The organism is Aquimarina rhabdastrellae (genome assembly GCA_947387485.1).
Lineage (GTDB): Bacteria > Bacteroidota > Bacteroidia > Flavobacteriales > Flavobacteriaceae > Aquimarina.
The window spans coordinates 23,744-43,633 of the sequence record CANDNT010000005.1; the positions used below are offsets into that span (position 1 = coordinate 23,744).

General features: G+C 32.3%; 18 protein-coding genes. 13 read left to right on the forward strand and 5 right to left on the reverse strand.

The window, feature by feature from the left end; all coding sequences use genetic code 11:
• The first annotated feature begins 38 nt into the window (after window positions 1–38).
• The 6 genes from porV (at window position 39) to ACYEKI_RS09820 (ending at window position 6,383) form a co-directional block, all read left to right on the forward strand.
• Window positions 39–1,220 carry a type IX secretion system outer membrane channel protein PorV gene (gene porV, locus ACYEKI_RS09795; RefSeq protein ID WP_459211010.1) on the forward strand — a complete coding sequence of 394 codons (1,182 nt, stop codon included), beginning with the start codon at window positions 39–41 and terminating at the stop codon, window positions 1,218–1,220.
• A 160-nt stretch (window positions 1,221–1,380) separates the two neighbouring features.
• Entirely contained in the window at window positions 1,381–1,863 is a 483-nt protein-coding gene (locus ACYEKI_RS09800) for a cytidine deaminase (protein WP_459211011.1), read from the forward strand.
• A 158-nt stretch (window positions 1,864–2,021) separates the two neighbouring features.
• Window positions 2,022–3,023, forward strand: coding sequence for a pyruvate dehydrogenase (acetyl-transferring) E1 component subunit alpha (pdhA, locus tag ACYEKI_RS09805; RefSeq protein WP_459211012.1), 1,002 nt, complete (start codon window positions 2,022–2,024; stop codon window positions 3,021–3,023).
• Window positions 3,024–3,026: 3 nt separating this feature from the next.
• Window positions 3,027–4,637 carry a pyruvate dehydrogenase complex dihydrolipoamide acetyltransferase gene (locus tag ACYEKI_RS09810; RefSeq protein WP_459211013.1) on the forward strand — a complete coding sequence of 537 codons (1,611 nt, stop codon included), beginning with the start codon at window positions 3,027–3,029 and terminating at the stop codon, window positions 4,635–4,637.
• 98 nt (window positions 4,638–4,735) lie between these two features.
• A complete protein-coding gene (locus ACYEKI_RS09815; RefSeq protein ID WP_459211014.1) occupies window positions 4,736–5,677 on the forward strand; it encodes a M20/M25/M40 family metallo-hydrolase in 942 nt (313 codons plus the stop codon).
• Between the two features lie 25 nt (window positions 5,678–5,702).
• Window positions 5,703–6,383, forward strand: a complete 681-nt coding sequence (locus ACYEKI_RS09820; protein ID WP_459211015.1) for an SDR family NAD(P)-dependent oxidoreductase — start codon at window positions 5,703–5,705, stop codon at window positions 6,381–6,383.
• A gap of 159 nt (window positions 6,384–6,542) precedes the next feature.
• On the opposite strand, the gene ACYEKI_RS09825 is transcribed toward ACYEKI_RS09820, so the two are convergent.
• Window positions 6,543–7,433: a hypothetical protein gene (locus tag ACYEKI_RS09825; protein ID WP_459211016.1), complete on the reverse strand. Its 891-nt coding sequence runs from the start codon at window positions 7,431–7,433 to the stop codon at window positions 6,543–6,545.
• Window positions 7,430–8,395: a hypothetical protein gene (locus tag ACYEKI_RS09830; RefSeq protein ID WP_459211017.1), complete on the reverse strand. Its 966-nt coding sequence runs from the start codon at window positions 8,393–8,395 to the stop codon at window positions 7,430–7,432. Before ACYEKI_RS09830 ends, ACYEKI_RS09825 begins: the two co-directional genes overlap by 4 nt.
• 77 nt (window positions 8,396–8,472) lie before the next feature.
• Between ACYEKI_RS09830 and ACYEKI_RS09835 the strand changes: the two genes are divergently transcribed.
• The 3 genes from ACYEKI_RS09835 to ACYEKI_RS09845 are packed head-to-tail and all read left to right on the forward strand — an operon-like array spanning window position 8,473 to window position 11,348.
• The gene (locus ACYEKI_RS09835) at window positions 8,473–9,291 is read left to right on the forward strand and encodes a DUF4349 domain-containing protein (protein WP_459211018.1); all 819 of its coding nucleotides are present in this window, start codon (window positions 8,473–8,475) and stop codon (window positions 9,289–9,291) included.
• Window positions 9,292–9,344: 53 nt separating this feature from the next.
• Entirely contained in the window at window positions 9,345–10,244 is a 900-nt protein-coding gene (locus ACYEKI_RS09840) for a nucleotidyltransferase family protein (protein ID WP_459211019.1), read from the forward strand.
• 18 nt (window positions 10,245–10,262) lie between these two features.
• Complete coding sequence (locus tag ACYEKI_RS09845) at window positions 10,263–11,348, forward strand: phosphotransferase enzyme family protein (protein WP_459211020.1); 1,086 nt, start codon at window positions 10,263–10,265, stop codon at window positions 11,346–11,348.
• A gap of 1 nt (window position 11,349) precedes the next feature.
• On the opposite strand, the gene ACYEKI_RS09850 is transcribed toward ACYEKI_RS09845, so the two are convergent.
• Window positions 11,350–12,762, reverse strand: coding sequence for a Gfo/Idh/MocA family protein (locus ACYEKI_RS09850; RefSeq protein WP_459211021.1), 1,413 nt, complete (start codon window positions 12,760–12,762; stop codon window positions 11,350–11,352).
• A gap of 241 nt (window positions 12,763–13,003) precedes the next feature.
• Between ACYEKI_RS09850 and ACYEKI_RS09855 the strand changes: the two genes are divergently transcribed.
• The 3 genes from ACYEKI_RS09855 to ACYEKI_RS09865 are packed head-to-tail and all read left to right on the forward strand — an operon-like array spanning window position 13,004 to window position 16,197.
• A complete protein-coding gene (locus tag ACYEKI_RS09855) occupies window positions 13,004–13,603 on the forward strand; it encodes a SprT-like domain-containing protein (protein WP_459211022.1) in 600 nt (199 codons plus the stop codon).
• A 10-nt stretch (window positions 13,604–13,613) separates the two neighbouring features.
• On the forward strand, window positions 13,614–14,690 hold the full coding sequence (locus tag ACYEKI_RS09860; RefSeq protein ID WP_459211023.1) for a mannose-1-phosphate guanylyltransferase: 1,077 nt from the start codon (window positions 13,614–13,616) through the stop codon (window positions 14,688–14,690).
• Window positions 14,691–14,694: 4 nt separating this feature from the next.
• Window positions 14,695–16,197 (forward strand): DUF389 domain-containing protein, encoded by a 1,503-nt coding sequence (locus ACYEKI_RS09865; RefSeq protein ID WP_459211024.1) that lies wholly within the window; start codon window positions 14,695–14,697, stop codon window positions 16,195–16,197.
• A 283-nt stretch (window positions 16,198–16,480) separates the two neighbouring features.
• Here ACYEKI_RS09865 and ACYEKI_RS09870 read toward each other — a convergent pair whose 3' ends face one another.
• Together ACYEKI_RS09870 and ACYEKI_RS09875 are read right to left on the reverse strand one after the other, a co-directional pair.
• Window positions 16,481–17,245, reverse strand: coding sequence for an ABC transporter ATP-binding protein (locus ACYEKI_RS09870; RefSeq protein WP_459211025.1), 765 nt, complete (start codon window positions 17,243–17,245; stop codon window positions 16,481–16,483).
• Window positions 17,245–17,982 (reverse strand): MlaE family ABC transporter permease, encoded by a 738-nt coding sequence (locus tag ACYEKI_RS09875; protein WP_459211026.1) that lies wholly within the window; start codon window positions 17,980–17,982, stop codon window positions 17,245–17,247. The genes ACYEKI_RS09870 and ACYEKI_RS09875 overlap by 1 nt, the downstream gene beginning before the upstream one ends.
• Window positions 17,983–18,207: 225 nt before the next feature.
• On the opposite strand from ACYEKI_RS09875, the gene pafA reads away from it, so the two are divergent.
• Window positions 18,208–19,860 carry an alkaline phosphatase PafA gene (gene pafA / locus ACYEKI_RS09880; protein ID WP_459211027.1) on the forward strand — a complete coding sequence of 551 codons (1,653 nt, stop codon included), beginning with the start codon at window positions 18,208–18,210 and terminating at the stop codon, window positions 19,858–19,860.
• Window positions 19,861–19,890: the final 30 nt, after the last annotated feature.

Sequence of the window (19,890 nt, forward strand, 5' to 3'; positions counted from 1 at the left end):
TAAATAACTATATTTTTGTTAAAAATTAGCATTAAATTATGAGGAGAATCATATTTTTGGGGGTAGTGCTTATGGCACTAACACAGTTTGAAATACAAGCACAACAGGAAAGAGCAATAACCACAGGTGTACCTTTCTTGAGAATTGCTGCAGATGCCAGAGCAGCAGGTTTGGGAGATCAAGGGGTAGCTACTACAGCAGACGAATTTTCACAGCAGTGGAATCCTGCAAAATTTGCATTTATTACAAGTAAGCAAGGAGTAGGAGTTAACTATACACCTTATCTTAATAAGATTGCAAACGATATATTCTTAGGTAGTCTAAGTTATCACAATAGATTAAATGAACGTAGTGCATTTGCTGCAAGTTTGAGATACTTTAGTTTAGGAGAGATCGATTTTGCACAAACAGCAGATGAAGCATTAAATCCAAATGTTCAAAATCCAAACGAATTGACTATAGATGTTTCGTATTCCTTGAAATTAAGTGAAACATTCTCTATGGCTGTTGCTGGACGATACTTAAGATCAGATCTAAGATTACAGCAGGCAGGAACAGGAGATGCTAGCGCAGCTGGAAGTTTTGGTGTTGATATTGCTGGATTTTATCAAAGTGAGGAAATTGCTTACGAAAAATTCAATGGTAGATGGAGAGCAGGTTTCAACATTTCTAATATTGGACCTAAAATTAGATACGACGATGCAGGAGAAGAAAGTTTTATACCAACAAACTTTCAGGCAGGTGTAGGGTTTGATTTCATTTTAGATCAATATAACAGAATTACGCCTAGTATTGAGTTTTCTAAATTATTAGTGCCAACACCGATTGAACCAGTAGATTCTAATGGTAATGATCAAATAGACCCAGAAGAGCGTTTTGCTGCGATAGAAGAATATAATGATATTAGTGCATTTGGAGCTATTTTTTCTTCATGGGGAGATGCACCAGATGGATTTAGTGAAGAACTTGACGAGATCACATGGTCTTTAGGAGCAGAGTATAGTTATAAAGAAGCTTTTCAGTTAAGAGCAGGATACTTTAACGAAAGTGAAAGAAAAGGGTCTAGAAAATTTGCAACATTAGGATTAGGGTTTGCATTTAACGCAGTAGCAATAGATGCTTCATATTTATTCTCAACAGCACCTTCTGGACAAAGCCCATTAGAAGGAACACTTAGATTCGGGTTGACTTTCAATTTTGGAGGGAATTACGGAAAATAAAATACATTTATAGTATAAAATCAAAAAGTATCAAATTTTTTAAGTTTGATACTTTTTTTGTTTGCACTTATATCTATATATTGTCAAGCCTTTTTCTAGAATACAAATGAACTAGTAGATAGAGGTAGGGGTTTGTGAGAAAACTAATGAAGAAACAGACATGAAAGAAAAAAAGATAGAGCTGGTTTTACAAGTGTATGATACTTTTGAAGAATTGCCTGAAGAAGTACAAAGACTAATGCAAAAATCATTTGAAATAAGAGAAAAAGCTTATGCTCCTTATTCTGAATTTTATGTTGGAGCTGCTATTGAGCTTGAAACAGGTGAAATAATATTAGGTAACAATCAAGAAAATGCGGCATACCCATCAGGATTATGTGCAGAGCGAAGTGCGATCTATTATTTGGGAGCAAATTATCCAGACGCAACAATTAAGCGAATGGCACTATCTGTGAAATCTTTAAAACATGAAGTAACAACACCCACGCCACCTTGTGGAGCATGTAGACAAGCTATAGCAGAATATGAGATTAAACAAAAATCTCCAATTGAAATTTATTTTATGGGAGAAAAAGGTAAAATAGTAAGAACAGCATCCTTAGCGAATATCTTACCTTTAATTTTTGATAGCTCATATCTATAACGTTTTCGTTTATTTTTATAAGAAACTCCTTTTTCCTTATAAACGAATGTGTTATTTTTGTTTTTCGCTAAAAATTCAAAATTAAGCAACAAAAATTGTAAATACTATATTATCAGTAGCAAACACTGGTAGTATATTGAAATATCATTAATGATTCGATGAGAAAAATAACCAAAGAAGTCTACCTTAACTGGTACGAAGAAATGCTTTTCTGGAGAAAGTTTGAAGACAAACTAGCTCAAGTATACATTCAGCAAAAAGTAAGAGGTTTCTTGCATTTATATAATGGACAAGAAGCTATTTTGGCAGGGGCATTACATGCTATGGATCTTTCTAAAGACCGAATGATTACTGCATATCGTAATCACGTACAACCAATAGGAATGGGAGTAGATCCTAAACGTGTAATGGCAGAATTATATGGTAAGGGTACAGGAACTTCTCATGGTATGGGAGGATCTATGCACATCTTCTCAAAAGAGCATCGTTTTTATGGAGGTCATGGTATCGTAGGAGGACAGATTCCTTTAGGTGCAGGATTGGCTTTCGCAGATAAATATTTCAAAAGAGAAGCAGTAACACTTACCTTCTTTGGAGATGGAGCTGCAAGACAGGGATCTTTACATGAGGCATTTAATATGGCTATGTTATGGAATCTTCCTGTTGTTTTCTGTGTAGAAAATAACCAATATGCGATGGGAACATCTGTAGAGCGTACAGCAAATCATACAGATATCTGGAAACTTGGTTTAGGATACGAAATGCCATGTGGACCTGTAGATGCAATGAACCCTGTAAAAGTAGCCGAAGCTTTTGACGAAGCTATTACAAGAGCACGTACAGGAGGAGGACCAACTTTCCTTGAATTAAAAACATATCGTTATAGAGGACACTCAATGAGTGATGCTCAAAAATATCGTACAAAAGAAGAAGTAGCAGAGTATCAAAAGCTTGATCCAATTACTCAAGTATTGGATATTATTAAAGCCAAAGAATACGCTACAGAAGATGAGATCAAAGTAATTGATCAACGTGTGAAAGATAGAGTGAAAGAATGTGAGAAATTTGCAGAAGAATCAGCTTTCCCAGATAAACAATTGATGTACGACGTAGTATACGAACAAGAAGATTACCCATTTTTAGCGCATAAACCAGTATAAATCATGGCGGAAATAATAAATATGCCTAGACTAAGCGATACCATGGAAGAAGGGGTAGTCGCATCATGGCTTGTTAAAGTAGGAGATAAAGTAAGTGAAGGAGATATTCTTGCAGAAATCGAAACCGATAAGGCTACGATGGAGTTTGAATCATTTCATGATGGAACACTTTTATATATAGGAATTCAAGAAGGAGAAACAGCACCTGTTGATCAGTTGTTGTGTATTATAGGTGAAGAAGGAGAAGATATTTCTGCTCTATTAAATGGTGGAACTGCAGCTCCAGTGGCTGAGACTCCAGCTGCACCTGTAACAGAAGAACCAACTACAACTGCACCAGCAGCAACAATTCCTGAAGGAGTTGAAGTAATTACAATGCCTAGACTTAGTGATACTATGGAAGAAGGTACTGTAGCAAGCTGGTTAAAACAAGTAGGTGAAACTGTAGAAGAAGGAGACATCCTTGCCGAAATAGAAACAGATAAAGCTACTATGGAATTTGAATCTTTCTATAGTGGTACTTTATTACATATAGGAATAGATGAAGGAGGAACTGCTCCAGTTGATGCTTTATTAGCAATTATTGGACCAGAAGGTACAGATGTTTCTGGAATTAAAGATGGCAATGTTACTTCAGCTCCAGCTGAGACAGCACAGACCGAAGTTAAAGATGCTCCAGCAGCAACTAGTGCAACTCCAGTAGCTACAGCTACAAATACTGGTGGAAGAATATTTGTATCACCACTAGCAAAGAAAATTGCAGCAGATAAGGGAATTGATTTAACTCAAGTTAAAGGATCTGGAGAAAATGGACGTATCGTAAAGAAAGACGTAGAAAACTTTACTCCAGCTCAAGCTCAACCTGTAGCAGCACCAGTTAAGAAAGAAAGTACTCCAGCGCCAGCAGTTCAAACATTTGTTCCTGCAGGAGAAGAAAGTACAGAAGAAGTGAAGAACTCTCAAATGCGTAAAGTTATTGCTAAGCGTCTTTCTGAGTCTAAGTTTACAGCACCACATTACTATTTAACTGTAGAAATAGATATGGATGGAGCTATAGCTTCTCGTAAAACAATTAATCAATTACCAGATACAAAAGTATCTTTCAATGATATGGTTGTAAAAGCTTGTGCAATGGCGTTACGTCAACATCCACAAGTAAATACGACATGGAGTAATGATGCTACAATCTACAATAAACATGTAAGTGTAGGAGTAGCAGTAGCAGTTCCAGATGGATTAGTAGTTCCTGTATTAAAGTTTACAGATACTATGAGTTTAGTGCAGATAAATGGTCAAGTAAAAGATTTAGCAAGACGTGCTAGAGATAAGAAATTGACACCACAAGAGATGGAAGGAAGTACGTTTACTGTATCTAATTTAGGTATGTTTGGTATTCAGGAGTTTACTTCAATTATCAATCAACCTAACTCAGCTATCTTATCAGTAGGAGCAATTGTACAAAAGCCAGTTGTAAAAGATGGGCAAATTGTAGTAGGTAATACTATGAAAGTTACATTAGCATGTGATCACCGTACGGTAGATGGTGCTACTGGAGCTCAATTTTTACAAACATTAAAACAGTATATAGAAAATCCTGTAACGATGTTGGCTTAAGCTAAAAGCAATATCTAATAAAAACATAAAATCCCGCTTCATCAAGCGGGATTTTTTATCTTTATATCATTAGTAAAATAGTATAGAAAACAAACAGTATGAGGAAAAATATGTTTAAAACGACTGCACTGGCATTATTATGCGGGTTTGGTTTAATAGCGCAAGATAAAGGTACGACATCAAAAGAAGTTGGAGAGATTGTAACTTACCTTACTAGTGATGAATTACAAGGTCGTGATACAGGTAGCGAAGGTTTAGAAAAAGCAGCAGTGTATATAGAAAACATTTTTAAAGAAAATAAAGTAGCACCATATTTTGATACTTATAGAGATACCTTTGAAGTAGAAGGACAAGAAACGTATAATGTTGTAGGATATTTAAAAGGTAACGATAAAAAATTAGCTAAAGAGTTAGTTATTATTGGAGCACATTTTGATCATATCGGTAAAGGAAAAGAACATAATGGTGATGTAATCGCAAATGGGGCTAATGATAATGCAGCAGGTAGTGCAGCAGTAATTACACTTGCAAAATACTTTGCTAAGACAAAAAGTAATAAACGTAGTGTTCTTTTTGTATTGTTTGGAGCAGAAGAAAAAGGATTATTAGGATCTAAGCATCTGGCTCAAGTATTAAAAGAAAAACAGGCGGACTTATATACAATGATTAATTTTGAAATGATAGGGGTAGCGTTAAATAATCAACCACATAAGGCGTATATAACAGGATTTGAAGAATCAAATATGGCAAAAAAACTAAATGAATACTCAGGAGAGAATTTAATAGGTTTTTTACCAAAAGCGAAAGAATATCAATTGTTTAAGCGTAGTGATAACTATCCGTTTTATAAAGCTTTTCATGTGCCATGTCAAACGATATCAACTTTTGACTTTACAAATTATAAGTATTATCATCACGTAGATGATGAAGCCGAAAATTTAGATTTTAATTTTATGGCAGATCTTATAAACGATTGCGTACCAGCTATAGAAAAAGTATTTAATACTACAGAAAAAGAAATAAAGCTAAATAAAAAATAGTTTACGAATTTAAACACTTAGCATATTGAAAAATATTATCATCACAGGAGCAAGTAGAGGTATAGGATATGAAATGGCTCAACTTTTTGCTGATGAAGGACATCAAGTACTGGCGTTATCACGTAATGAAGCACCGATACAAAAGATAAATCATGATAAGATACACACATTTTCTTTTGATATATCCGATGAAAAAGACCTTAAAAAAGTTGCTACCTATATTAAAGAAAATTGGAAAAAGGTAGATGTGCTAATCCATAATGCAGGAAGTTTGATAAACAAACCTTTTGAAGAACTTACTAGAATAGATTTTGAAAAAGTGTATCAAGTAAATGTATTTGGAGTAGCAACTTTAACACAGATTGTACTTCCTTTTATGGAATCAGGAGCCCACGTAGTAACAGTAAGTAGCATGGGTGGAATTCAAGGAAGTATGAAATTTCCAGGATTAGCTGCATACAGTTCTAGTAAAGGTGCTGTAATCACTTTGAGTGAACTCTTGGCCGAAGAATATAAAGAAAGAGGAATAGCTTTTAATGTGCTCGCATTAGGTGCAGTTCAAACAGAAATGTTGGCAGAAGCATTTCCAGGATACCAAGCACCGTTAACAGCCGTTGAAATGGCTACGTATATTAAAGAATTTTCGTTAACAGGTAATAAGTTTTATAACGGAAAAGTCTTAGAGGTATCGAGTAGTACACCTTAAAAAATAGAATAAATAGATATTAAAAGCTTTGTAATAATGTATTGCAGAGCTTTTTTTGAATAAATGATGATAGAAACGAGGGATATAAATGAATTATTACTCTATTGTGGTTTCAGTATTAATCTATACATGGATAGTAGGTATAATGCCAATTTAGGATCAAGATTTACAATTAACCAAAACCATATCTCTAATAGTTTTTCTAGAATCTTTATTAAGTAATTTAAAATCTATATAATAAGTAAACTTTCCTTTAACTAGGTTTTTTGCAGGAGAAGCTTTTAAAGTGATTTTATAGGTATCATTAGCATAAATCTCTGTCCAAGAATCACCAGAAGTACGTTGTTGAGATCTAGGTCTAAGTATAGGAACTTGAGTTTTAGAAGTTCCTTTTTCAATTTGTAATACAGCCGATTTACCATTTTTATAACGCCCGAAATATAACTGACGAATATAACCAGCACCAGGAGTTACAGCAAAAAGACAATCACAAGCATCAATCTCATCCCATGTAAAACTTAAATCTTTTAAAGAAAAACGAACAACTTTAGTTGGTTTAAGCATAGCAGTTTCAAGAGGCATTTTTTTAGGACGTTCTCTTTTTATAGAAGAGAAAGAGAATTTAGTCGAAGTCTGCAATGTATCATCAATCATAATCACCTTCTTTTTTATAGTAGTGATAATCGAATCTGTAAATTGTTTTGCTGAGGTAGAAAAAATAACCTTAGACATAAAGGTTTGGACACTGTCTATGTTTTTGGACAAAGGAATTAGTTCTACGTTTTTAACCACAACAATAGCCGAAGTATCAATATTAAATAAAGAAGGTAAAGCAGTTTCAGAGAACTCAGGATGTGTTAAAGTTAATTTTTGCTCGTCTATATAATGTTGTAATTTCTTTTTAATAAGAAGGCTATAAGCATCTTTTTTAGCATAAGATTTCTTTTCTATAGCAGATGTGTGTTCTTTTGAAATTACAACATGCTCTTCTTTATGACGAGCACAACTGAAACAAAATACGATCAAAAAAATAAAACTTAGATATCTCATGATTTAACTTTGAATTTAAGTTTAACAATTTTTTGATCAGCTTTAATAGTTTCAACAATCTCAATATTTTTAAGCTGCGAAGTAGGAGTTGTGAGTAATTTGATAAACTCTTCTTTAGAAAATAACTCAATCCCGATGTCATAAGGAAGTACCTGAAAAATCACAGCCTTATCTGCGATAAGTTGTTTTAATTCTTGTTTCCTAGTTTTCCAATCTTTTATCTTATGATTTGCATAATAATGTATCATTAAAGCATAATCATCTGTATGTAACAATACATTTTCTTGAATAGGATTTTTATAAAAGCGATGTATAGTATCAGGTTTGTGATAAGGAGATGATGCTATAAATTTTATATAATCATCTGTTGATGACCATGAAAAACAACCTTGAGCATCACTTTTAAGATGATAAGGAGATTGATGATCATTTATGATGGTAACTGTAATTGGTGTGTTTTTTATAGGCTGATTACGATCAGCATCAGTAAAACAAAAGTGATAAGTATGTGTTCTAGGATAAAAAATATACAACAAGAGTATAGCTATGAAAACAAGACTAGATAAAATACCTATAAACTGATATTTTTTCTTAGGAGATTTCGTTTCTACTATTTCATTTTTTTTCGCTTTAAAAGCAGCCCAAGAAGATATACCGCAATATTGAGAAAGTAAATTGAGTATATCAATACGAGGTAGTTTTTTTGGTTCGTTTTTAAAATAACTATAAAAAGATTTTTCGCTTAAACTTCCTTTTACACGAAGTTTTAAATCCTCTTGAAACAAGACAATATCCTGTCCTTTCCATAACGAAATATCTGGATGAGAAGGCGTATGCTGCTTTAAAAACTGAGAAGTAATCTCTTTTTTTAAACGTTCAAAAGCTATTTTATCTTCAGTAGTAATATGAATAAGGTTTTGTAGATGAGTGAATTGTAATTTGTAAAATGATTTACAAAGCAATTACAAGCCTTTTGCAATATTAAAACTGTAGGCGCATCTATGTTTGTTTTCAATAAACAAAATAAAAACTAAAAATCATGAAAACAAAGATTTTAAAAAGAATACTATACGTCATTACATTAATTGTATTTCAAACAGCATGTACAAAAGAAAAAAATATAGGATCAGAGGCAATAGCATTAAATGCGTATGAAACTAAAAAAAAACAAACAGTAGCAAAAGAAAATGGAACAAAACAACACCAACATAAAATCATTAAAAATGCAAAATGTAAAATTAAGGTTGATAGGATAAAACCTATTAGAACACAAGTAGAGGCACTTGTTCTCAAGAATGAAGGATATATAACTGAAGAAAACTATATTAATAATCAGTATAATAAAGAAAGCGAATTTACAGTGAGAATTCCTAATCAAAAATTTCAACAAATTATAGATAGTATTTGTGAGTTAGGAGTTCAAATCGATTATCGAAATATATATACAAATGATGTAACTCAAGAATTTGTTGATATAGAAATGCGATTAAAAACAAAAGAAGAAGTTAGACAACGATATGAAGAAATACTAAGAGCAAAGGCAAAAAATGTAAAAGACTTATTATTAACAGAAGAAAAACTGAATAAACTCCAATCAGAAATTGAAATAATGAAAGGACGTATACAATACTTAAGTAATCAAACAGCAATGAGTACTATAACAGTAATATTGTATGAAGAAATAGAAGAGCGTATAATAACGAGTTCAACATATTTACAAGAGATTAAAAAGGCACTTATCTATGGTTGGGATATGATAAAAACAATGAGTATAGGAATTTTATATTTATGGCCATTTATAGTAATAGGTTTGATTATTATATATTACTACAGGAGAAAAACTAATACTTCAAAATGATTACATTTATACAGTAACAAAGAAGCCTTGGATAAAAACAATAATAAATCACAGTGAAAAAAACTCTAGTAATATTAGCAGCAGGAATGGGATCCCGATATGGAGGGCTCAAACAGTTGGATAAAATGACGATTAAAGGCGATGCCATTATGGATTATTCAATTTATGATGCATTATTATCAGGCTTTAATAAAGTTGTGTTTATTGTTAGAAAAGAAATAAAATCAATAATAGAAGAACGATACAAGAATAGAATACCAGAAGGAATAGCGATATATTATGTGATACAAGAAGTTACAAATGTACCTAAACCTTATATTGTAAAAAATAGAATTAAGCCATGGGGAACAGGACATGCGTTATGGAGTGTAAAAGATATAGTTAATGAACCATTTGCGATTATTAATGCTGATGATTTTTATGGTAGAGATGCTTTCTTGACAATGAGTAAAGCATTAGAAGATACTGTTACACAACATATGATAGGGTATCAACTTAAAAATACATTATCACCTCATGGGACTGTATCAAGAGGAGAATGTTATGTGACAGGAGATAACAATCTTGATAAAGTGATTGAACGGACAGCTATAGCATTAAAACAGAAAGAAATTCAATATTATGATGCGTATAAAAAAGAAACAAAAGCCATCGCTCCAGAAACTATTGTTTCTATGAATTTTTGGGGATGTACACCAGTTGTTTTTGATTATGCAGAACAAGAGTTCAAGAAATTCTTATCAAAAAATAAAGATGATGCTAAAGCTGAATTTTATTTACCAAGTATTATTAATAACGGAATAAAAGAGAACCTAATGAAATGTAAAGTATGGGAAACAACATCAAAATGGTTTGGGGTTACTTATAAAGAGGACAAAGAAGTTGTTGTAAATACATTACAGCAATTGATAGAAGAGGGAATTTATCCTGAAGATTTATGGAACGGTAAATAATTATTTTAAATAGAATCTATGCAAAAAGAATTACAGAGGATATTAGAACAATTTAAAAAAGATGAAGTTATAAAAACAATAACTAAACTAACCTCTGGGCATATTAATATTACCTATTTAATAACAACACATAATGAACAACAGTATGTGTTACAACAAATAAATACAGCTGTTTTTACAGATGTAGCAGCATTACAACACAACAAAGTAGCAGTGAGTGAAGTAATGCAAACGTATTATAAAACAGAACGATTAGTTTATGATACTATAAAATATATAGCTACTCAAGAAGGGAATTATTGGTATGTTGATAAAGCATTAAATCACTGGAATATGATGTTATATATACCAGAGAGTAAATGTATTCTGCGAGCTACTCAAGAAGAACAGGTTTATGAAGCAGGAAAATTATTTGCACATTTTCATAAAGCAACAGCTGATCTTGATCCAAATAAATTTTATGAGATTATACCTGGATTTCACGATGTAGCATTACGATATGAACAGTTAGAAAAAGCTATAAAAACAGGTGTTTCTCAACGAAAAGAAATTGCTGCTTCATGGATAAAACAAGCTATAGCATATAAAGAAGAAATGCACCTGCTAAACAAATTAAAAGAAAGTAAAGCGGTACCACTTAGAATGACACACAATGACACCAAGATATCAAATATCTTGTTTGATATGGAGGATAAAGGTAAATGTGTTATTGATTTGGATACAGTAATGCCTGGAATTGTACATTATGACTTTGGAGATGCAGTGCGTTCAATTTGTGCGACAGCTAATGAAGATGAAAAAGAGCTTGCAAAAATAGCTATTAACTTAACATTTTATGAAGCGTTTTGTAAAGGATATGCTGCTGTAGGAGCAAAACATTTAACAACTGTAGAAAAAGAGCATTTGGTTTCAGGTGTGAAAACAATGATATATATAATGGCAATTCGTTTTTTAACAGATTATCTTAATGGAGATGTGTATTATAATATTGTATATAAAGAACATAATTTGGTAAGAGCAAAAAATCAATTTACACTATTAGCAAGTGTAGAAAAAAACCTTTTGAGTTTAGAAAAAGTTACTCAAAAGGTTTTTGGTATGTAAATTATATCGTGCGTAAAACTTCAGCTTTACGTTTGTTTTTCCAGGTACCGCCAGTAAAATCAGGAATCTGAATACTAGTACTATTATTAGCAACAGAAGCTTCAGAAAGAGGTGTAATGGAACTCCATAAAACACTATCGTATACATTAATGTCTAAAGGTAATCCTTCATTAAGACAACGAATAAGACGATAAATCATAACAAAATCCATACCGCCATGACCAATAGATTTATCAGAAATCTGTTGTTTGAGTTTATTCCATAAAGGATGATCGTATTTTTCGCGATAAGCTTTATATTCTTCGTCCTTTAACCAATTATGTCCCCAGTATTTAAGTTCAGGCTCATTGATAAATAATTTAGAAGGATATCCCTGATGAACCGCTTTTGTACCAGTAACAGTATTTAATCTTGAATAAGGACGCCCAGTGTGCACATCAAATTGAAGCATGATACTTTTACCAAGCTTAGTTTTGATTAAAGTTGTATTCATATCACCACAAGCAAAATTGTTAAACTTGCTATTTTGAGCTTCGGCAGCGAGACTTAAACTACGTTCTTTAGAACTCATAGAAACTAGGTGATCATACATATCACCACGACCAATATCCATATAAAAACTCACAGGACCTAAACCATGAGTTGTATAAAAATTACCATTACGAGTTTGATGATGCTTGATACGCCATTGATCTTCATAATACACATCATCTAATAAATGCTTTCTTAAATCGTGAATATAAGCACCTTCTGCATGATTAACTTCACCAAAAACACCTTGATCAATCATGTTTAAAATCCAAAGCTCTTCACCATTAAAACAACAATTTTCGAGCATAATGCAGTGTTTTTGAGTACGCTCTGTAACCTCAATAATCTTCCAGCAATCTTCAAGAGTATAAGCAATAGGTACTTCGCAGGCTACATGTTTACCATTTTCCATTCCATAAATAGACATAGGAGTATGATATTTCCATGGAGTAGCAATTAAAAGAAGATCAATATCATCACGTTCGGCAACCTTTTTCCATGCATCTTCACTACCAAAATATAAAGAAGCTTCTTCTTTTTGAATCGTTTTTAGGTAGTCATTATTCTTATTTACTTTATCCTCTTTAAGGTCTGATAAAGCAACGATTTGGGCATGATCATTTTTAATAAGCCATTCATGCATGTTTAATAAAACAGAACCTCTATTACCTAAACCTATGATTCCTATTCGGACTTTAGGTATAGGATTAGCAGTTAAAGATAAAGCACTACCCGTAGCTTTGGCAACAGCCAAAGACTCTTTAATTTGCTCAGCATCGGCAGTGTTTTTTTCAGGAGTATTAGCACAAGAAGTTATGGCTGGAGTAAGTCCAAAAAACAAAGAAGCTTTTGCTCCTAGATTTAAAAAGGTTTTTCTATTCATGATGAGGTATTTATATACGATGGTTTTTTAAGGACATTAAATTACTAATAAAAAAGGAAACGAGTTTTTGCCTTACAACAAATAAGGAGTAACCTTAAAAAAGAAAGATAAAATGACCGTTTATCGATATTTATAGAAAAATAACTCAAAAAGTTACTAGAAATATACCGAATTGATTATTTTGTTACTATATATGCAGTTCGTAAGGTGCATATTATACATGTAATTGAGGAGAAATACGTTGAAAGAAATTTTAAAAAAATATATACCAGAGCAGGCAGTAGTGCCAGCGTTTAATTTGATCATTAAGCATAATGTACATTTAAAGATAGTGAATGAGCGTGTAACACGACATGGAGATTATCGTAGAATGCCCAATGGGCAACACCAAATCACGGTAAATTCGTCATTAAATCCGTATCGTTTTTTGATTACTCTAATTCACGAAATAGCACATCTTATAGCTTTTGAGCGATATGGGATGAGAATTAAACCTCATGGTATAGAATGGAAAAAAACCTTTCAACATTTAATGTTACCGTATATTAATCCAGGGGTTTTTCCGGCAAAATTATTACCCTTAATAGCAAGACATTTTAAAAATCCAAAAGCAAGTAGTGATACAGATGCACAGCTCTCTATTGCACTAAAACAATACGATCCGCCTAGTGATAAGAATTATGTTTTTGAAATTCCACCAGGAGGTGTTTTTAGATTGTATAACGGACGTGTTTTTAAAAGAGGTAATAAGAGAGTAAAACGATATGAATGTATGGAGTTGAATACAGGTAAAATATATTTGTTCAATCCTAATGCAGAAGTAGAAATCATTAACGTATAAACCAACTTAGATGAGTAAAAATTATTATGCAATTTTAATGGCAGGAGGAATAGGGTCAAGATTTTGGCCTGTAAGTACTTCAGAATTTCCTAAACAATTTCATGATATGTTAGGTACGGGAGAAACGTTGATTCAGCGTACATTTAAAAGATTAGCAAAATTAATTCCCGAAGAAAATATTTTTATTCTTACTAATGAGCGTTACAATGATTTAGTACTAGAGCAATTACCACAAATAGCACAAAGACAAGTGGTGACAGAGCCGGCAATGCGTAATACGGCACCATGTATATTATATGCTTCAATGAAGATTCAAAAAGAGAATCCAGATGCTGTTATGGTAGTAGCACCTAGTGATCATTGGATAGAAGATGAAGATGCATTTATAGTAAATCTAGAACACTCTTTTAAGGCATGTAGTCAAGAAGATATGTTAATGACCTTGGGTATAAAACCTACTTTTCCCAATACTGGATATGGTTATATACAATATGAAGCAGTAGAAAATGCAATAAAAAAAGTATCACAGTTTACAGAAAAACCAGATTATGATACAGCAAAGAAATTCTTAGCAGAAGGAAATTATTTATGGAATGCAGGGATTTTTATCTGGAGTGTAACGAGTATACTCAAAGCCTTTAAAGAGTATCAAGATGAGATGACTTCTCTTTTTGCAAAGGGAGAAATACAATATAATACTGCCGAAGAAAAATCTTTTATAGATGAGCATTATCCACAAGCAGAAAATATTTCTATTGATTATGCCATTTTAGAAAAGGCTTCAAATGTTTATGTGTTACCGGCAACATTTGACTGGAATGATTTGGGGACTTGGGGATCTCTATACGATAAGTTAGATAAACAAGAAGGAAATAATGCCGTAGTAAATGCACGAGTGTTATTAGAAGATGCAGAAGGAAATATGATTAGAACCGCTAATAATAAGGTAGTTGTGGTAGACGGTTTAAAAGATTATATTGTGGTAGATAAAGAAGATGTGCTTTTGATTTATCCAAAAGCTAAGGAGCAGGATATTAAAAAAGTATTAACAAATGTAAAAACAACCTACGGAGATAAATACGCATAAATATATGTCAGAAGAAAATACAAATAATAATACCGATAATACAGAAGAAAATAAGCAAATACCACCAACGCCAGAAGCAGAACAAGCTCAAGCAAAAAAGGTAGAAGAACAGAAGGAAGCAATAAAAAAAGATGCTAAAGGGTTATGGCTTAGTGCAACTACTTTTTTACATGAGTTATTAGATTTTAGACAAGATACAGATCGAGAGAGTACTATAGAATTAATCAAAGCAGATATCCCGTTTAAAGGAGCTACAGCTTGGATTTTAATTTGTTCGATTTTTGTGGCATCGATAGGGTTAAATGCAAATTCGATTCCAGTAGTGATCGGAGCCATGTTAATTTCGCCATTAATGGGGCCAATTTTAGGAATAGGATTATCCATTGCTATAAATGATATTGATACACTTCGTAAATCGTTAATCAATTTTGGAGTAATGATTGGTTTAAGTATCATTACGGCATTTCTTTTCTTTTATTTATTTCCGTTAAAAGAAGAATCTTCAGAGTTATTAGCACGAACTAGGCCAGATATACGAGATGTATTAATTGCGTTCTTTGGAGGAGCGGCATTGATTATTGCACGTACTAAAAAAGGAACAATAGCCAGTGTGATTTTTGGGGTAGCCATAGCAACAGCCTTAATGCCACCATTATGTACTGTAGGGTTTGGTCTAGCAATAGGTAAATATGAATATGCTTTAGGAGCATTGTATTTATTTACTATTAACACGATATTTATTGCACTAGCTACGTTTATAGTATTAAAACTACTACGTTTCCCTATGTTGCGTTATGCAAATTCTATAAGAAGAAAGCGTATTGCACAATTAGCATCGTTTGTAGCTATATTAGCAATGGTTCCTGCGGGAGTTACATTTTGGCACGTTTGGCAAACAAGTAATCTGGAAGGAGATATTCGCAACTATATCAAAGATGAAATTACAGCAAATGATAACCTCTATCTATATAAGCATACATATGACTTAAATGATAAAGTATTGCGTTTATATTTCAGTGGAGAAATTTCTGAAGTGACCGAAAGTGATTTGCGAAAAGAATTAATAGATTATAAATATATTCAAGATTTTAAGTTGGATATTAATGGTAATAAAGCTAGAGGGATAGATCAAGTATCAAAAGCTTATGATCGCGCCATTGTAGAAATTGAACGAATGGAAGTGAGAAATAAAAACCTTGAAAAAACGATAGACAGTCTTAGTAGTCAGATAGTACAATTAAAAAGTCAATTGGCAGTTAAAGATAATAACGGTGGAGTAATACCATTTAATGTAATTGCTAAAGACGCTAAAATTAGATTTTCAGGTTTAGAAACTATAGGTTTTGCAAAAGTACTAAGATCTAATTTTCTTAAGGTTGATACAGTAGCTGTGATCTTTCCTAAATGGAAATCTTCTGTACCAGATAGTATTATTCCTATAGAAAATGTAAAGCTTAAAGGCTGGATTAAGAGTGAGTTAAAGGTGGGTGAGCTAGAAGTGCATTAAAAAAATAATATTTTTTTAATGTTTGATGTAATAAAATCGAAAAAAACTCGTCTACATAGATATAAAGATGAAATAATACATAAGACTTTAAAATATACTCAATAGAGTAACGACTACAAACAGTTTCATAACATAACTGTTCGTTTTTTGATTGATGAATGGACCTCCGGCTGATTACCGGAGGTTTTCATTTTATATAGGATACAATAAGGATTCAAAATAATAGGATAAACAAAAGGCTCAGAAATTTTCTGAGCCTTTGTTTTATATGAATTAAAGTATTTTATAAACCTTTTAATTGTGCATCTCTTACTTTTTTAAATAAGTTAGAAGAATAAACAAAATCAGTAACAGCTTTATTGTCGGTTTTAAAGATCTGAGATTTATCTCCTTCCCATTCAAGAAAACCTTTTTGTAAGAATACAATCTTTTCACCAATTTCCATAACAGAGTTCATATCATGAGTATTGATTACAGTTGTGATATCATATTCTTCTGTAATTTCTTTGATGAGGTTATCAATTACAATAGCTGTCCTTGGGTCAAGACCAGAGTTAGGCTCATCACAAAATAAATATTTAGGATGCGTTACAATAGCTCGTGCAATGGCAACACGCTTTTGCATACCACCACTAATCTCAGACGGTAGTTTTTTTTCTGCATTTTCTAGATTAACACGTTTAAGTACGGTATAAACACGCTCTAGCATTTCCTCTTTTGATTGTTTGGTAAACATTTGTAAAGGAAACATTACGTTTTCTTCAACAGTCATGGAATCAAATAACGCACTACCTTGAAAAACCATTCCCATCTGTTCACGTAGATTTCGCTGTTGCTCAATATTTAAATCAGAATAAGTAGCACCATCATAGCATATACTACCTTGTTCTGGAGTGAATAACCCTAATAAACATTTTAAAAAAACTGTTTTACCACTACCACTAGTACCTATGATAAGATTTGTTTTACCTCTTTCAAAAGTAGTTGTGATTCCTTTTAAGATGGCTTCACCATTAAACCCCTTATGTAAATTAGTAACTTCTATCATTAGCTTAAAAGTAATTGAGTTAATATGTAGTTGGCAATAATGATTACTACTGTAGTCCATACAAAGGCAGTAGTACTAGCTTTACCTACCTCTAGAGCACCACCTTTCATATAATAACCATGAAACGAAGGAATAGTAGCTAATAAAAAAGAAAATATAGCAGTTTTAATAAAGGCATAGACTAAGTGATACGAAATAAACTCCTCTTGTAATCCCGTAATAAAATCTATACTAGATAAGAATCCACCATAAACACCAGCGATATATGCACCTAGAATTCCTACAAACATTGCAATAGCAATGACAAAAGGATACATAAACATGGCTATGATTTTAGGGAAAACCAGATAATTAAGAGAATTAATACCCATAACTTCAAGAGCATCAATTTGCTCTGTTACTCGCATAGTACCAATACTAGAAGTAATAAACGAACCTACTTTACCCGCCATAATAACTGATAAAAAAGTAGGGGCAAATTCAAGTATAATAGATTGTCTTGAAGCAAATCCAATTAATTGTTTTGGGATTAATGGATTAGTTAAGTTTAAAGCAGTTTGTATTGCAACTACAGCTCCGATAAAGAAAGCTAGAAACACAGTGATTCCCAAAGAGCCTAGTATAAGGTCATCTATTTCTTTAAGAATTAAGTTTCGCAATACAGATCCTTTGGTCATTCGACTAAAGACTCCTTTTAACATCAAAAAATAACGACCAATATCGTCTAAATAAAACATATATCTGTAGCTAAAGTATAGGGCTAAAATAGAAAAAATATTAAGGACTTATTGTAGAGACTACTTTAAAATTTCTTAAAACACTAGAATCGAATTTAAACAATAAGAGTACAGCTTATGATAAATTGAATAAAGAATCCTTCTTTTTAGTTAAGGGCTTTAACATTTTAATAAAGATATTCACCAAGAGTTATAGTACATTTGTACTATAAAATTTAGATTACCATGCTTAAAAAACTATTTACAGCACTGTTCCTTACAACACTTACAATACAATGTAAAGCGCAGCAGGCACCATTAACAACAGTTAATACAGATGTGCCTAAGTTAGTTGTAGGAGTAGTCGTTGATCAAATGAGATATGATTACTTAACTCGTTTTTATGACCGTTTTGGAGACGAGGGATTCAAACGAATGATGAACGAAGGATTTAACTGTAAAAACAATCATTTTAATTATATACCTACATATACAGGACCTGGACATGCTTCGGTTTATACAGGAACAACACCTCAAATACATGGAGTGATTTCTAATACATGGTATGATAAGTTTAAAGATGAAGAGGTTTATTGCGCTTCAGATAATAATGTTAATCCTATTGGAACTGAAGATAGAGCAGGGAAGATGTCTCCACATCGATTAAAAACGATGACTGTAGCAGATCAAAATAGATTGCATACACAAATGAGAGGTAAAACGATTGGTATTTCATTAAAGGATCGTGGAGCGATTTTACCAGCAGGTCATACTGCAAATGCAGCATATTGGTTTCTTGGAAAGAATGAAGGGAAGTGGATTACAAGTTCTCATTACATGAAAAAACTTCCAAAATGGGTATCAAATTTTAATACTTCTAAGAAAGCGGATAGTTACCTTAAAGAATGGAATACGTTATACGATATAAAGACCTATAAAGAAAGTGGAACAGATTCAAATACTTTTGAAGGAGGTTTTGAAGGAAAAGAAACAGCTACTTTTCCGTATGACTTAAAAAAGTTGAAAGATAAGAATAAAGGATATAGTATTATAAAATCTACACCTTATGGAAATAGTTTAACTGCTGATTTTGCTTTGGCAGCAGTAGACGGAGAAGATTTAGGAAAAGATACCGATACAGATTTTTTAACAGTAAGTTTTTCAAGTACAGATTATGTAGGACATAATTTTGGTGTAAACTCAAAAGAGCTTGAAGATACATATTTAAGATTAGATCAAGATTTAGCAAGATTATTAACAGGTTTAGATGCCAAAGTAGGTAAAGGAAATTATACAGTGTTTTTAACAGCAGATCATGGTGCTGTTCATGTACCAGCATATTTAAAATCAGTGAAAATACCAGCAGGGTATATCAATATTGATGATTTAAAAGCAAAAGTAAATAATTATGTTAAAGAGACTTTTGGAGAAGAAAAGTTGATCAAAAAAATATTGAACAATCAAGTGTTTTTTAATTACGAAATACTAGCGGAGAAAAAAATTGATCATGAAAAACTTCAAAATGTAGTCTCACATTTCTTATTACAGCAAGAGAAAGTGAGTTATACATTTACAAGAGAGCAATTAGAAACTGGAAATTATACAATAGGATTACCATATTTGATTCAGAAAGGGTTTAATCAAAAGAGAAGTGGAGATGTTATATTTGTATTTGATCCTGCTGTGATTTACTCATTTTATGAAACAGGAACAACACACGGAAGCGGAATGAATTATGATACTCATGTGCCTCTTTTATTTTATGGAAATGGAATTAAAAAAGGAGGTACAGTTACCAAAACTAAAATAACAGATATAGCACCTACTATTTCTGCCTTATTAGGTATTTCTTTTCCTAATGGAGCAACAGGAGATGTTTTGCCTTTTGTTTTAAAATAGATAATATACCTATGATATAATAAAAAAGAG